Origin of the sequence: Paenibacillus sinensis, from assembly GCF_019904155.1 — a bacterium.
Lineage (GTDB): Bacteria > Bacillota > Bacilli > Paenibacillales > Paenibacillaceae > Paenibacillus_AQ > Paenibacillus_AQ sinensis.
On the sequence record NZ_JAHCMB010000148.1, the window covers coordinates 122,594 to 136,945 of the forward strand.

Sequence of the window (14,352 nt, forward strand, 5' to 3'; positions counted from 1 at the left end):
GGCTCATTAGGCTCTACATTTCGACAATTGAATACAAAAACCGCACTCCCGGAACGGACAGGCTGCATAACAGATTCACGAAATGCACCGCTGTGACGGGAGTATTTTTCGCACCATTCACTTGACGTCACGACACTATCCACATATAATATTGAACACTTTTCGCGAAAGTGCGATTTGATTAACCAGATGGTTAATCAGAAAGGAACTGGATGAGCTCATCTCTGCAACACAAAATCAAAACGGTAGTCAGCCCTTTTCATGAACTGCTCTGCTGTCTGCATGTACTGACACAGCCCGGGCATCATCCGGGGCGTCTGGCTTGGGCCAACGCGTCACTTCAGTCGCTTCAGCAGCTTTCCCCGGGCCTTGTGGATGAAATCCGGGAAATCGGCCGGCGGACTGACGACTGGGGCGCATTGCTTGATCTGGCGGATGCCTCGGGAAAACCCAGAACCTGCGAGGAAGGAACTAAAGAGCTGCTCGCTCTGCCGGATGCAGAACTTGTTCATTTGACGCTGAATGGAAAAGTCCCGGTTAGCACTGTACTGCTGTGGATGAAGGGCGAACGGGGTGTGACGGAGGAAGGCCTGGAAGCAGACGGGATTGATCTCCTGGAGAACCTGGACAGCTTCCGATTACGTCTTGCCGCGACATTGAGGAAGGTTGAGGCAGAACTTTTTCGGGATGAATGGAAGGTTATCGAGCCTTTTTTACAAGCTGCGGCCGGAGATTTCTTGTGTGAAGCCGATCGTTCCCCCGAGCGGGCGCTAAATTCCCTTCACCCCAGGCTTCGCGCGGAAAAAGGAACGATTACTGCCCAGAAAGCGCGGGCCTATCTGTTCGACTATGAGACCCTGGAGCATATTTACATCTTCCCGAGTACCTTTATTGCGCCTCACCTGCTCCTCGGCATCCATGGCAATGATGTCTTCCTTCCGCTTGCGGTAGAAATTCCCGGGCCCGGATCCTCGGACTCGCCGCCGGCCGACCTGCTGCTGCGCTACAAAGCGCTTTCCGACGAGACGCGTCTGCGCATAATCCGCCTTCTCTGGAGAAATCCGCACTGTACGAAGCAGCTCGCGCCCATTCTTGGCATATCCGAGGCTGCTGTATCCAAGCATTTGAAGCTGCTTTCCGAGGCAGGACTTGTGCAATCCAGAAGACGGGGCAGCTACCAGTTCTACTCGGCGGTTAAAGAGGAGCTGGAGATGCTGATCGTTATGCAGCGGCAGTATTTGGAGCAATAAAAATCTTTATCATGAAAAGGCCGGGCCGTCTGAAAGGAGTTAAATGCATGTGGCATACCGCCATGGCGACGCTGCTGCGCAACCAGAGATCCAATCTGCGCGCCTATCCCTGGACTTTTACGCTGGGCCATATCATTGACGGCGTTTATCTGGTGCTTGTTTCGTATTTTTCATATGTGTATCTCATCAAGGGGGATATCGATTCCAGGTTCGCCGTTTATACAGGAACTACGGACTACGTGACATTTGCCATCATCGGAGGAGCGCTAAGCCTGTTATCGATCAGCATGATGATGAACGTATCCCGGGCGCTGATTACCGAGTGGCGGGAAGGGACGCTTGAGACGGTGCTGCTCTCGCCTTCGAGCCGTTTCGGCTACTTTGCAGGAACCGCCGTGCAGCAGCTCTACCGCTGTATGCTGGAGCTGACGGCTGCTCTGATCGTTGGAGTAATCGCCGGTCTGCGGCTGCCCGATGCGGAGTTTCTGCCCGTTCTGACCGGACTTCTGCTGTACCTGCTCTCCTGCTTCTCGATGGGACTTCTGCTTGGCTGCGTCATGCTGTATACACGGGATACCTATTTTGTGCAAAATACGCTCTTTGCGCTCACCTCGCTGCTCTGCGGATTTCAGTTCCCTAGAGAGTATTTGCCGGCCACCCTTCAAAATGCGGGCGAGGTGTTTCCGCTGACGGGTGCGCTTCAAGGTCTCAGACAGAGTCTGCTGACCGGTCAAATGCCGTCTGGTGGCAGCCTCCTCCATGTTCTTCTGCTCTCCGCCCTCTATATTCTGATTGCTCTTCCGGCGGGAAAGCGAATCGAACGGCGGATGTTCGACCGTTACTGATTGAAACAAAACGGATTGAAACAGAACGGACTGAAGCAGAACGGCGTATGGACTGATTTTTTTAAGAAAGGCTGTGCAGAAACATGATACATATGCAGGACGTGAGCAAGAGCTACGTTACCAAAGAGCGGCTGAGCCGTTTTCGTACCCGCAAGGTTGTCACCGAGGCTGTCAAATCGCTGTCACTATCCATAGCCCCGGGTCAAATTACCGGACTGCTCGGACTCAACGGAGCCGGCAAGACGACTACCATCCGCATGCTCTCCACACTGCTCGACCCGACAGAGGGACAGATCGAAGTAGACGGTCTGGATATGAGAACGTCCCGAAAGGCCATTCAGCGGAAGATCAATATGATCGCGGGCGGCGAACGCATGCTGTACTGGCGGCTCACCGGCCGGGAGAACTTACAGTACTTCGGGGCATTGTACGATCTGGATTCCCGCCTGCTCCGTGTAAGGAGCGAAGAGCTGCTTAAGGAAGTAGGCTTAAGCGATGCGGCGGACCGCCCGGTGGAGCAGTATTCCAAGGGGATGAAGCAGCGGCTCCAGATTGCAAGAGGGCTCATCAACGATCCGGATTACCTGTTTCTTGACGAGCCTACGCTCGGGCTGGACGCCCCCATTGCGCGCCAACTGCGCAGCATGGTTCGCAGATTGGCCAGAGAACAGGGCAAAGGCATTCTCCTTACCAGCCATTACCTCCAGGAGGTGGAGGAGCTGTGCGACACTGTCTATGTGCTGAACCGCGGCAGCCTGATTATGTGCGATACGCCGGAACGCATAACAACGCAGGTCGCCGGACTCCAGACCGCCCATTTTCAGCTTGAGGGCTGGTATGACGAACTGCTGCCCGCTCTGCACGACTACCTGCATGCCGAAATCGGACTCGATGCCCGCGATCTGTCCAATTTGCGGCTTTCCGGAAGCGCCGCTGAGCCGGGGCATGACGAAGGCGTGCGGCTCAGTCTCAAAAGCCGTTCCGCCGACAAGCTGATCGCAGGGCTTCTCCCCTGGACGGCGACTCACGGGGTGAAGGTGCTCTCCTTCACGGCAGAGAAGCCCTGTCTTGAGGACGCGATCATTCTGCTGTCCGAAGGAGGACGGCCTTGATGCTGCGGAGCAATCTCCAACACCTGACCGCGGAAATCCGCAAACAGCATTCGAATCGAACCAAAGGTAAGGCGGCGCTGTTCTCCATGCTGCTGTGGCCGGCGTTGACTCTGCTGACCTCTTATTACGCGATGAAGCCTTACCGTGCAGGAGCAGGCTCCGAGCTTGCAAGTGCCATCACAGGCGGAAATGTCCCTCTGTTTCTGCTGAGCGGATATTTGGTGTTCCAGCTGTATTGGACGACGGTCCAGGCGGCGTGGCTGTTCGAGCTGGAGCGGAAGGAAGGAACGCTTGAATTGATTTTTCTGTCGCCTTCCTCCAAGATGGCTTTCTTGTTCGGTCGATCCATTTACGCTCTGCTGGGCGGGATATGGATGTTCGCGGGCTTCTCGCTTCTGACCTTTCTCTTCATTGCGGACTTCACCGTTATCGACTGGGCACGGCTTATCCCTGTTATACTGTTGATCGTTGTTTCGGCCGTGATCTGGGGGGCGATGCTGAGCGCAGTGTCCCTGTTCTCACGCGATTCCGGCATTCTGTATTACGTCTTTCAGACGCCGATGGAGCTGTTCGGCGGCGTGCGCATCCCTCCATCCGTCTTCCCGGTATGGGCCAAGGGTCTGTCCCTTCTGTTCCCTGTAACCTACAGTCTTGTTCTGCTGCGAGGCGCGCTGTACGGGACGACAGACGGAGATTGGAATGTTGCGCTCGCCATTCAAATCATCGCCGATCTTCTCCTTGTTCTGATAACCCGCTATCTGCTCGCCAAAGCGGAACGCTTCGCCCGGATAAGAGGCAGTTTAGGCTTATTTTGAGAAAAAGGGGCATTCCCGGACGACGGATATAACCGTTCGACGGGAGTGCCCCTATTTTTCAAATCCACACTCAATGACTACGATAGCTTTAACGGTAAGTGTTCAGAACACGATCGTAGATATCCTCGATCAGTCGCAGCCCGCCGTTGAATCCGGCGTAACCGCCGTTCAGAATCAACCGGTAAGTGATTGGCACGCCAACGGGCAGCAGATCGCCCCGGATTTCCGTCGCCAAATCCCGCTCCCAGCCGCTGCCCAGAATAAGAGCGCGCTGCTTCGGCGCCGATTGGCGGATCTTCTCCTGAATGTCGCCGCCGTCCACCGAGAACTCCACCTTCGCCGACCTTCTGTCAGAAATGGACGCGAACTGCTGTCTGATGCCTTCCCGGTAGGATTCGGGCGTATCATCGACAATGTACTGCGTCTCCGCCGGAATGATGCCCAGCTCGTTCAGCAGAAATTTCGACAATCCGACAGCATAGGTTGCATCAAGAATCGTATAGAATACACGCGGAATACCGTAGCGGAACTCCAGCATGAAATCGGCCGTGCGCTCGATATGTGTATAGAACTTGTATTCTTCGTTGCTGATGAACGCTTCCGCCTGCTCTACATCCACGCTCTCACCAAAAGCAGCGATTTCCCGCAGGAACCGTCCCGTCTCCGCCCCGCCCACCGGCAAATAAGGGAAATGATAGAACGGCGTTCCGTATTTCCGCTTCAGCAGCTTTGCGGTCTTTAGGCCCGGCCATGCAGAGATAACGATATTGAACTCGGCGCGCGGAATCGTCAGCCATTCGGATACGCCTTCCGATTCAGGCCCGAATAGAATGTTCGGTGTAAGGCCAATGCCGCTCAGGAGCCGCTTGATCTCCTGCAAATTGCCAATCCAGTAAGGGTCCTGATACGGTATGGACGCGAATACATTGACCAGACCCGGAATCACCTGATCCTTATTCTCGGCGTACCGGTCAACATACTGCTCGATAATGGCTTTGAGAATCAGATCATGGCTGACATAGTTATTGCTCTTGAAGCCGCCGGTTTCCGCAAATACGATAGGGCGGCCTTCGTTCTGAAAATCTCTGGTCACCTGCCCCACATCATCGCCCACGATATCGGAGGTACAGCCGGTCAACACGACGAATAAATCGGCGTCGATCACCTTGAACGCCCCTTCAATGACACCGCGCAGCTTTTTCTCTCCGCCGAAGACGACTTCCGATTCGCTGGAGTTCGTGCAGGGAATGGTGCTGCCTCCGGCATAGCCCTCACCCTGGCCGAGCAGGCCGTGAATCTTCGTGCTGCATCCCGGTCCGGCGTGGACGACGGGGACGGCGCGCTTGATCGCGATTACCGACTGCTGTACACCAAGCGCGCAGGAATAACGGGGCTGCTCAATAAGCTTTGACATGCGCGTTACCTCCCAGGAAGGTGTACGGGTCCTGCTCCAGCCACCATTTGGTGTATGGCATGGAGCTGTGCTTCGCCAGATTGGTCACAAATTCCTTGTTATCCAGCGTTTCCAAAATCCGTTCGGCGTAATTGAGCAAGCCTTGATAGCCCCAGCTAAAATGCTCGTCGCCGATCAGAAGTGTCGGAATGCCCAGTTTGGCGCCCCATAGCGTCATGCCGCCGTGCCGGGCGATCATCAAATCCGGACGGACACGGTTCAAAATGTTGACCAGCTCGTAAGCCTGCTTGTTGCAGACGTTGTAGCTTTGTACATCTCCATAGGTTTTGACTGTATGATCCAGCATGTCGGCTGCGGGACTTTCGTTATCATAGATGGGATCATGATGAAAAATAGCCGCGCCTTGCACGTCGATTCCCAGCTCGCGGAGCAGGGCAATCAGCGCGTGGCCATGGGCGGACCCCGCCGTCAGATAGCAAGTCGTCCCGGTCAGCTTGGCACGGTATTCCTCCAGCTTCGGAAGCACCGCCGCTCTCTCTTCGAGGATAATCTCTTCGATTACATCTTCGCGGCCCAGCACCCGGCCGAGTTCCCGCATCCAGGCGTCGGTTCCCGCCAAGCCATAGGCCATCGGAGCCTTGATCTCGGGAACTCCGTAGACCTGCTCCAACGCTGCTCCCATGTAGGTGCCGAGCGTCGGGCAAACCTGAATGGTCGCCGCAGCCTCCGAAATCGTCTCAAGCTGGCTGACCGTAGAGAACGGGACGATATAATTTGCCTCGTAACCGAGTCTTTCCAGCAGCTTCGAGAAGACATCACTGCCCCAGAAGTTGATAATATTCACCTTGTTGGTCTTCTTGGTCGGCGGCTTCACAAGCCCGCGCACAACGGAGTGATAGGCGGAGTCGAACCCGGAGGTCCAGATCTTGGATCGGAACCCTTCACAGACACAGTTCACGACCGGGATGCCGAGCTCCTCAGTCAATTTGGTCGTGACGCTCTCTACATCTTCGCCGACGATGCCAGAGGCGCAGGAAGTTGTAATGAAGATAGCATTCGGGCTTACCCGCTCAAAGGCCAGGCGGATGGTCTTCTCAAGCTTGTTCAGTGCACCGAAGACCGTATCCATTTCATCAATATTGGTGTTAAAGTAACGGCCGATCGTCGGCGGCAGCTCCCGTTCCATCTGTCCGACACGATAAACAAAATTAAACCCGGCAAAATCGCCGGCGCAGCCGACAGGCGCGTGATTGACAACAGCGGCGTCGCGGATCATCGACAATTGGCAGAAGGCATTCCCTGAACCGCAGCCCATGCACTGGCTGAAGGAACGGCTGCCGTCCTTCAGGCAGCCTTCGTTCGAGCAGCCGACCAATTCTCCGGCCGTTCCCGCGAAGCCGGTAATCGAGCCCAAGCGTTTTTCGCGAATCGGGACCTCGGACAAGTTGAGATTGACTTTGGGCATAATCTATTCCCCTTTATGTTTACAAGTAATATTCAAGTGCTCGGCTCGTACCTCCAAAATGGAGGGATTCCAGAATTTTCGAACGGTAAGCGATGAAATCCGGACTATTCCGGTCGCGCGGACGTTCCAATTCGACATCGATTACTTCCTTGATCTTCCCCGGACCCGGTGTCATGACGACGATCCGGTCGCTGAGGTAGACCGCTTCATCGACATCATGCGTGACCAGCAGCATCGTTGTGCCCCGCAGCTTCCACAGCCGCAGCAATTCATCCTGGAGGTTCATCCGGGTAAAAGCATCCAGAGCGCCGAGCGGCTCGTCAAGCATCAGCACCTTGGGCTGATTGATCAGCGCTCGCGCCAGCGAAGCGCGCTGGGCCATACCGCCCGACACTTGATGCGGATACGCTCCGCCGAAGTCCTTCAGGCCTACCAGCTCCAGATATTGCTCCGGCTTGCCGGCGTTCTGTTTGTAGATTTTCCGGGCCTTCAGCCCGGAGGCGATATTTTGCCGCAGCGTCATCCATGGAAAAAGATTCGCCTGCTGAAAGACGTAGCCCCGCTCGTAATTCGTTCCTTTAATCGGAACGCCGTCAAGCGCCAGCTCTCCGGCGGCGCATTCGTCCAGGCCGGCAATCAGCCGCATCAAGGTCGTCTTGCCGCAGCCGCTCGGGCCAATGAACGACACGAAGCTGCCGGCCTCAATCTCCAGACTTACATCGGTCAGTGCCTCCACCCGGCTGCCTGAATCGTCGGTGTAAACGCGGCTTACCCGATCGATGGTTACGGTACCCGCCGGCTTGCCCCATTCGGTCTGCACACTCATTTGACCAATCCTTTCTGCCAGCGAAGCACTCTGTCCCTGACGCGGAAGATGATCGCCATCACAATGGAAAAGGCAATCGCCATAATAATGATCGACGCATACACCTTGGCATAATTGGACCAGCCCTTGGCCCAATTGATATACCAGCCGAGTCCCGCCTTGGCCCCGATCATTTCGGATACGACAAGAGTGGCGAATGAAATGCCGGTCGCCGTGTAGATGCCGGTAAAGATCGAAGGCATTGCCCCCGGAATGGCAACGCGGAAGATCAGAAACCGTTCATCCGCTCCAAGTGTACGGGCCGCTTCGAAATAGGTCTTCTGTACATTGGCTATGCCGACACCGGTCATGAAGGCGACCGGGAAGGCGACCGCTATTACGATCAGCAGCACTCCGGCGTAAAAGCTGGACGGCACGATAATCATAACAATCGGAATCAGCGCCGTAGCAGGCACCACTCCCATGAACTTGATAACGGGAAACATCCAGTAGCTCCACTTCTGATACCAGCCGATCAGCACTCCAAGCACAATACCTATGATCGAACCGATCACGAAGCCTACGGCCAGAAGCCGCACCGAGTAAGCAGTGCTCAGCAGCAGCGTACTCCAGTCTTCCTTCATGACCGAAATAATTTGCGCCGGCCCTGGCACGAACGGCAGCGGCAGAATATTCAACTTCGTAGACAGCGTATCCCATAACGCGACGAGCAGCCCCGCCGCCGTATAAAAGGGCGAGTCATGCAGCGCCTTCGCACGCCTCTTCTCACTGAGCGGCGCCAAGCCTGCTCGCAGCGCATACAGGACAACTGCCACAGTCAGCACATATCGGTAAGGTACCGAATCCACATCCTGACTTGTCGGCAGAAGCAGGCTTAAGCCGAGTGCTACCGCAAAAGCCACAGCAGGCAGCGACGTTTTAACCGAAGCTGGAAGGCTGAAAGATCTGCGGGTGCTCTCGAGTCTCAAATTTCGATCCACAATACTCATGTTTGCTTCCCTCCAAACCCGGCCGTTCTTCCCGTATTCGCGAGCTGCGAATTGTCAGATGAAGAACGGCACGGAATTCGAGCTATTATTTGCCGGAATTCAAAATATCGGAATAAGCATCATTCGCAAATTTCTCCGGATCCGTATCCTTTTTCAAGAAACCGGTCTTGCTGAATTGCCCTACGAAATAGCGAATGTCATCCTTGGCAGCGTCAGTCGTGTAATTAAAGTGATAACTCTTGATCAGATCGGTTACAAGCGCCAGATCATCGGTGGCGACATACTTCTTCTCGATCTCGATTTTGGCAGCCTCTTCAGGGTTCTGGGCAATCCAGGCTGTAGCCTTCTGATAAGCGCGCGCGATCGCCTGAACCTTCTCCGGGTTATCCTTGATCTGTTTACCGGAGGCATACAGGAAGCAGCAGCTCTTGCCAGCGAAGATCGGATCGGTGGAAATGTCGGAGAGCACCGTGTAGCCATTGTTATTCTCAGCCAGCTTGCCGAACGGGTCCCAGGCGGCGTAGACGTCGATCTCGCCTTTCTTGACACCCTCCTGAAGCTGATCCAGCGGATACGCCCGCCATTCCACGTCTTTCTGCGGATCAAGGCCCGCGTTGCTGAGTACCACGCTTGCTACCGCCATCGGAACTCCGCCGATCTCGTCGACCCCGATTCTCTTGCCTTTCAGATCGGCGGCCGATTTAATGCTGGAGCCCGGAGGCACAACCAGCTTGATGCAGCCGTGATGCAGCCCGCCGATCACCTTCAGGTCAAGACCTTGCTGGATGGATGTGAACCATACGAAGTCGCCGTTCGTTACCGTGAATTCACCTGTTGCAAGTCCGGCCTTCATGGAATCCATCGAGCCGCTGACCAGTTCAACATCCAATCCCTCTTCGGCAAAGAAGCCTTTCTCATATGCAATATAGCTTGGCGCTCCGCACACGGCGCCGCTCAGTGCCTGTATCTTCAGCTTGCCGAACTTATACGAGGCCGGCTTCGCCGCCGCAGCCGTGCTTGCGGCGGACGCCGACGGTGATCCGGCGGTACTTGCACTCTGTGTTGCCGTATGATTCGCGTGATCCTCCTTGTTAGTTGCATTTGTTGCTGATTGATTATTCCCGCAAGCGGTGATTGCCACCAAGGCTGCCGTAACCAGCAGTATGGCTGGCAGCTTTATTTTGTTCCTCATGATCCCTAGATCCTCCCTATTTGTGCTTGTTTCTTCTCTGTTTTTAATTTAGATGTGTTTCTCTATACTACTGCTTTGACAAAAGCCTGATTGAATGCTTGCTCCAGATCGGCAATCAAGTCTTCGGCAGATTCCAGCCCAATGGATAGCCGCACGGTCTCTGGTTTAATTCCGGCCAGTGCCTGCTCCTCCGGATTCAATTCTCCATGGGTCGTCTTTGGCGAATTGATGATAAGAGAACGGGCATCCCCTACATTGGCGTGATAACTGAACAGCTTCACTGAGTTAAGGAAGACCTTCAGCTGCTCTTCATCTCCCTTGAAGCCGAAGGAGAATATCGATCCGGCGCCTTTGGGGAAGTATTTCTCCGCCAGCTCACGGTACGGATTTCCTTCCGCAGCGGGATGGCTTACCCAGCTTACCTTATCGTTCTGTTCCAGGTATTTCACAACTTTCAGGGTGTTCGCAATTTGCTTATCGACCCGTTCAGTCAAAGTCACCAACCCTTGAATCAGAAGGAAAGCGTCGAACGGGCTCAGTGCCGCCCCGAAATAGGCCAGGTAGCTAAGCCGGATTCTGGTTGTGAACGGTGCGTCGGGGAAGACCTCCAGAGTGCTGCGCTCCCGGCCGGTAGCCTGATCCCGCAGAAGAAACTGTGGCTCTTCAAATTGGGGGAACTTGCCGTTTGCCCAGTTGAACTTGCCGTTCTCCACAATTACTCCGCCGATTGTCGTGCCATGGCCGCCGATCGCCTTGGTCGCTGAGTAGATGATAATATCAGCTCCATGGGAGAACGAATCGAACAGGTATGGCGTCCCGAAAGTATTATCAATAACCAGAGGAAGTCCGTTGTCATGCGCAATTTCGGCAATGGCTTCCACGTCCAGGATCGTTGCATTAGGGTTGCTGATGCTCTCGATCAGTATCGCTTTCGTGTCCGGTCCGATCGCCCGCCGGAAAGACTGAGGATCATCCGAATCCTCTACAAACTCCACTTTGACACCGAACTTCGGGAACAGATGCTTGATTGCGTCAAAGGTACCGCCATATAGTCTGGGCGTCGTCAGAATCGTTCCGCCACCTTCCGCCAGGTTCAGCAGCGTATATGCTACTGCAGCCATACCGGATGCGACCGCGACCGCTCCCGTGCCCTTGTCCAAAGCCGTCAATCGCTGCTCCAGCACCGCTACGGTCGGGTTGCCGATCCGGGTATACAGATAGCCGGCTTCCTCCATACCGAACAGCTTCTCTGCCCGCTCGACGCTGCCAAGATCATAGGATGCCGTCTGATAGATCGGCACCGCTACCGCATATTGATGCTCGCTGGAATCATAACCCGCTCTAACCTTCAACGTGTCAAAGCCCAAAGGCTGTTGTTCCGTCATTTCAAATCCCCACTTCCCTGAATAAATTATTCTCTTGTCAAAATCGAACCCCTATTGGACTGAAGAAACCGGGTCAATCGATTCAGCGCCTTGTCTATGGGGGCCTCTACAGCCAGCGCCGTAACGCCGAATTGGCTCAATGCCCCGATCGCTCCTCGCCCAATTTGTGCCGCAAGCACGCAGCCGCAGTCGGACAATTCCTCCGCCATTGTACGCAGCCTGTTAGGCTCATGCCCCTCTTGAATTCGATCAGGCACAACCACTCTGCTCTCAATGAACATATATTCTCCTGCCTCAGAAATCTCATAGATCAGGAATCGGCTGCATCGGCCGAAATGCTCATCCACGGTATAACCGTCGGAGCTGCCAACCGCCACTTTCACCTGTATCTCCCCCCTTCCTGCCTTGCGTCGTTCTCGCTTGTACTACATTTTTCAGATGACCGTATGTCTTTGTGTATGGGCCCCCTTCACCGTTAAAAAACAAAAGAGGCCCCTGTAAAAATCAGGGGCCTCCATTGATATGGTCGGCATGTGAAGTTGTTCACAACAATTCTTATTACTATATTTCCAATTGAATTACTATGCTTTAAATATAGCGAATTCACTACGATACTTCAATCCTTATTCCGTGAATAAACTGTGATATTTTCAGAATAAGGGAGCATTCTCACTTCAGAACTTATTAAAGCAAACGGCAGACCCCATAGGGCCCGCCGCTGCAAAATCTATCACACGTCGTTTCTTACAGCTCCGGATGCTCGTGCTTCGCTTTCAGACGGCTCCAGCGGCGCTCGACTTCTTCCTTGAAGCTGTTCAGCGCGGGCTCGTTCTCTTCCTTCAGCAGGTGGCGAGTCTTGCCCATTCCTTTGAGCCATTCCGTTACGTCAACCCGTTTCTCCTTCTCTTCCGGGTTATACGTAATCGTGGTGACTCCCTGTTCCACTTCATACAGCGGGAAGAAGCAGGAGTCCACAGCCAGAGATACGAGCTTCGTGCCCAGATGATCGTCTGTCATCCAGTTCAGCGGGCAAGCCGACAGGATTTTGCCGTAAGCCAGACCTTCGTTCTGAGCATACCACTGAGCCTTGGCGGCTTTCTTCACCAGATCCTGCGGGAAGGCTTCGCAGCCCGTAAAGACGTAAGGAACATTCGTTGCCGCCATAATCTGCGGCGTATCCTTATGCTGCGTTACTTTACCTTTCTGGGTCTTGCCGATGCTCGATGTGGATGTACGATGTCCGATCGGCGTCGAATACGACTGCTGGGCGCCGGTGTTCATGTAGCCCTCATTGTCATATTCCACGATGATCATCTTATGTCCGCGGAGCGCGGCGCCGATTGCCGGTCCCATACCGATATCCATACCACCGTCGCCGGTTACCATGACGAATGTGAAATCATCTTTCAGGCCGAGTTCGTCCAGCTCGCCGCGGCGCTTGCGTTCCCAGAACATTTCCACGACACCGGACATCGTTGCTGCCCCGTTCTGGAACAGGTTATGGATGAACGTCGATTTATGGGAGGAATACGGATATCCCGTTGTTGTTACGTAAGCGCAGCCTGTATGGTACAGAGCCACAATATCGCCTTCAATACCTTTGAAGAACAACTCCAGACCGGAGAAGATGCCGCATCCCGGACAAGTACCATGCCCCGGAGACAAGCGCTTCGGCTTCACGGTCAGACTGCGCAGCGGCGGAACCTTGACCTTCAGCTTGCCGGTTTCTTCATCCTTGTCAACCGTAATCAGGCCAGTCTTCAGCGACTCGAAGTTCAGCGGCTTAATCACCCGTTTCGGCGCGCTTTCCGGAGTTCCCGGATTGTGGCCGTAGTAGTCGAACGGAACCTTAACTTCGCCCGTCTCTGCCGCTTCGATCGCCAGCTGGAACAGGTTATGGCCGTCTTCGGAGAAGAAGTCCTTGCCGCCTACGCCGTAGATCCGGCTGATGACCTTGGTTGTTGTATTGCCATATGTGAACAGAGCGGCTTTGATTTCGTTAACCATGTTGCCGCCATGAGCGCCGAACGAATCCGCGCGGTCGCCTACGGTAACCGCCTTGACGTTCTTCAAAGCTTCAGCAATCTGCTTCTGCGGGAACGGACGGATAATATTCGGAGACAGCGCACCCGCCTTCACTCCCTGATTGCGAAGCTGATCAACGACGTCCTTGATGATTTCCGAGGCGGAGTTCAGCAGGAATACCGCAACTTCGGCGTCTTCCATCCGGTATTGCTCCAGAATCGGATAGTGCCGCCCTGTCAGCTCGGCGTATTCCTTGGCGATTTCTTCAAATACATCACCGGCGTTGTACATAGCCACGGACTGCTGGTATTTGTTATTGATGTAATCCGGTTCGTTCATGTACGGGCCTACGGAAATCGGGTTCTCGCGGTCGAGTGTATCGTCGTACCCCTTCGGCTGCGGTCCGATGAAACTCTGCACATCCTCACGCTTCGCGATAGCCTGTACACGGCGCTTCTGGTGAGAGGTGAAATAGCCGTCCATCGCCACAAGCACAGGCAGACGCACCTTGGCATGCTCGGCGAGCTTAATGGCCATAATATTCATATCGTATACGGACTGGGGATCACGGCACATCAGAATCGGCCAGCCTGTGTTCAAGGCAAAGTACAGGTCCGAATGGTCGCCGTGAATGTTCAGCGGTCCGGAAATGGAGCGGCAGATCAGGTTCATGACCATCGGCATCCGCGTGCCGGACTGTACCGGAAGCTGCTCCAGCATGTACAGGTAGCCCTGTGCGCTGGTAGCGTTGAATACGCGGCCGCCAGCTGTCGAGGCGCCATAGCAGATGCCTGCGGAGCTGTGCTCGCCGTCGGAAGGAACCAGCATGATATCATGCTGTCCGCTGGCTTTCATCGTATCAAGGAATTGGGCAACCTCTGTGGATGGGGAAATCGGGAAGTACCCCATGACGTGATAATTGATCTGGTGGGCAGCATAAGCCGCCATTTCATTGCCGGATTCATATAAAAATTTCTGCTCCACTTTGGCAGAGCCGACTTCTTTTTCATAATCGATTGCCATTTCTCTTCCAC

At 54.5% G+C, this 14,352-nt stretch carries 12 protein-coding genes; 4 read left to right on the forward strand and 8 right to left on the reverse strand.

Translation table 11 applies throughout. The annotated features are described in order from the left end of the window. The first annotated feature begins 212 nt into the window (after positions 1–212). From KIH86_RS16805 to KIH86_RS16820, 4 genes are all read left to right on the forward strand, one after another. On the forward strand, positions 213–1,250 hold the full coding sequence (locus tag KIH86_RS16805) for an ArsR/SmtB family transcription factor (RefSeq protein WP_223087337.1): 1,038 nt from the start codon (positions 213–215) through the stop codon (positions 1,248–1,250). Between the two features lie 47 nt (positions 1,251–1,297). Further along, positions 1,298–2,095: an ABC transporter permease gene (locus tag KIH86_RS16810; RefSeq protein ID WP_223087334.1), complete on the forward strand. Its 798-nt coding sequence runs from the start codon at positions 1,298–1,300 to the stop codon at positions 2,093–2,095. A 92-nt stretch (positions 2,096–2,187) separates the two neighbouring features. After that, positions 2,188–3,207, forward strand: coding sequence for an ABC transporter ATP-binding protein (locus tag KIH86_RS16815; RefSeq protein ID WP_235775457.1), 1,020 nt, complete (start codon positions 2,188–2,190; stop codon positions 3,205–3,207). Next, positions 3,207–4,022, forward strand: coding sequence for an ABC transporter permease (locus tag KIH86_RS16820; protein WP_223087330.1), 816 nt, complete (start codon positions 3,207–3,209; stop codon positions 4,020–4,022). Before KIH86_RS16815 ends, KIH86_RS16820 begins: the two co-directional genes overlap by 1 nt. 88 nt (positions 4,023–4,110) lie before the next feature. Here the strand turns inward: KIH86_RS16820 and KIH86_RS16825 are convergent, their stop codons facing one another. The 8 genes from KIH86_RS16825 to KIH86_RS16860 form a co-directional block, all read right to left on the reverse strand. Continuing rightward, complete coding sequence (locus tag KIH86_RS16825) at positions 4,111–5,436, reverse strand: nitrogenase component 1 (protein ID WP_223087327.1); 1,326 nt, start codon at positions 5,434–5,436, stop codon at positions 4,111–4,113. After that, positions 5,420–6,901 carry a nitrogenase component 1 gene (locus KIH86_RS16830; RefSeq protein WP_223087325.1) on the reverse strand — a complete coding sequence of 494 codons (1,482 nt, stop codon included), beginning with the start codon at positions 6,899–6,901 and terminating at the stop codon, positions 5,420–5,422. Before KIH86_RS16830 ends, KIH86_RS16825 begins: the two co-directional genes overlap by 17 nt. 19 nt (positions 6,902–6,920) lie before the next feature. After that, positions 6,921–7,727 carry an ABC transporter ATP-binding protein gene (locus tag KIH86_RS16835; protein ID WP_223087323.1) on the reverse strand — a complete coding sequence of 269 codons (807 nt, stop codon included), beginning with the start codon at positions 7,725–7,727 and terminating at the stop codon, positions 6,921–6,923. Then, positions 7,724–8,716 carry an ABC transporter permease gene (locus KIH86_RS16840; protein WP_223087320.1) on the reverse strand — a complete coding sequence of 331 codons (993 nt, stop codon included), beginning with the start codon at positions 8,714–8,716 and terminating at the stop codon, positions 7,724–7,726. The genes KIH86_RS16835 and KIH86_RS16840 overlap by 4 nt, the downstream gene beginning before the upstream one ends. Positions 8,717–8,801: 85 nt before the next feature. Next, positions 8,802–9,908, reverse strand: coding sequence for an ABC transporter substrate-binding protein (locus tag KIH86_RS16845; RefSeq protein ID WP_223087318.1), 1,107 nt, complete (start codon positions 9,906–9,908; stop codon positions 8,802–8,804). A 62-nt stretch (positions 9,909–9,970) separates the two neighbouring features. Continuing rightward, a complete protein-coding gene (locus KIH86_RS16850; RefSeq protein WP_223087315.1) occupies positions 9,971–11,293 on the reverse strand; it encodes an O-acetylhomoserine aminocarboxypropyltransferase/cysteine synthase family protein in 1,323 nt (440 codons plus the stop codon). Between the two features lie 26 nt (positions 11,294–11,319). Then, positions 11,320–11,676: a NifB/NifX family molybdenum-iron cluster-binding protein gene (locus KIH86_RS16855; RefSeq protein WP_223087313.1), complete on the reverse strand. Its 357-nt coding sequence runs from the start codon at positions 11,674–11,676 to the stop codon at positions 11,320–11,322. A gap of 361 nt (positions 11,677–12,037) precedes the next feature. Next, the gene (locus tag KIH86_RS16860) at positions 12,038–14,341 is read right to left on the reverse strand and encodes a thiamine pyrophosphate-dependent enzyme (protein WP_223087310.1); all 2,304 of its coding nucleotides are present in this window, start codon (positions 14,339–14,341) and stop codon (positions 12,038–12,040) included. Between the last annotated feature and the right edge of the window lie 11 nt (positions 14,342–14,352).

What these genes read in the sequence shown, in the direction of transcription:
- KIH86_RS16805 (WP_223087337.1), top strand. Translation starts at nt 213, where the DNA reads ATGAGCTCATCTCTGCAACACAAAATCAAAACGGTAGTCAGCCCTTTT.
- KIH86_RS16830 (WP_223087325.1), bottom strand. Translation starts at nt 6,901, where the DNA reads ATGCCCAAAGTCAATCTCAACTTGTCCGAGGTCCCGATTCGCGAAAAA.
- KIH86_RS16810 (WP_223087334.1), top strand. Translation starts at nt 1,298, where the DNA reads ATGTGGCATACCGCCATGGCGACGCTGCTGCGCAACCAGAGATCCAAT.
- KIH86_RS16840 (WP_223087320.1), bottom strand. Translation starts at nt 8,716, where the DNA reads ATGAGTATTGTGGATCGAAATTTGAGACTCGAGAGCACCCGCAGATCT.
- KIH86_RS16845 (WP_223087318.1), bottom strand. Translation starts at nt 9,908, where the DNA reads ATGAGGAACAAAATAAAGCTGCCAGCCATACTGCTGGTTACGGCAGCC.
- KIH86_RS16850 (WP_223087315.1), bottom strand. Translation starts at nt 11,293, where the DNA reads ATGACGGAACAACAGCCTTTGGGCTTTGACACGTTGAAGGTTAGAGCG.
- KIH86_RS16860 (WP_223087310.1), bottom strand. Translation starts at nt 14,341, where the DNA reads ATGGCAATCGATTATGAAAAAGAAGTCGGCTCTGCCAAAGTGGAGCAG.
- KIH86_RS16820 (WP_223087330.1), top strand. Translation starts at nt 3,207, where the DNA reads ATGCTGCGGAGCAATCTCCAACACCTGACCGCGGAAATCCGCAAACAG.
- KIH86_RS16825 (WP_223087327.1), bottom strand. Translation starts at nt 5,436, where the DNA reads ATGTCAAAGCTTATTGAGCAGCCCCGTTATTCCTGCGCGCTTGGTGTA.
- KIH86_RS16835 (WP_223087323.1), bottom strand. Translation starts at nt 7,727, where the DNA reads ATGAGTGTGCAGACCGAATGGGGCAAGCCGGCGGGTACCGTAACCATC.
- KIH86_RS16815 (WP_235775457.1), top strand. Translation starts at nt 2,188, where the DNA reads ATGCAGGACGTGAGCAAGAGCTACGTTACCAAAGAGCGGCTGAGCCGT.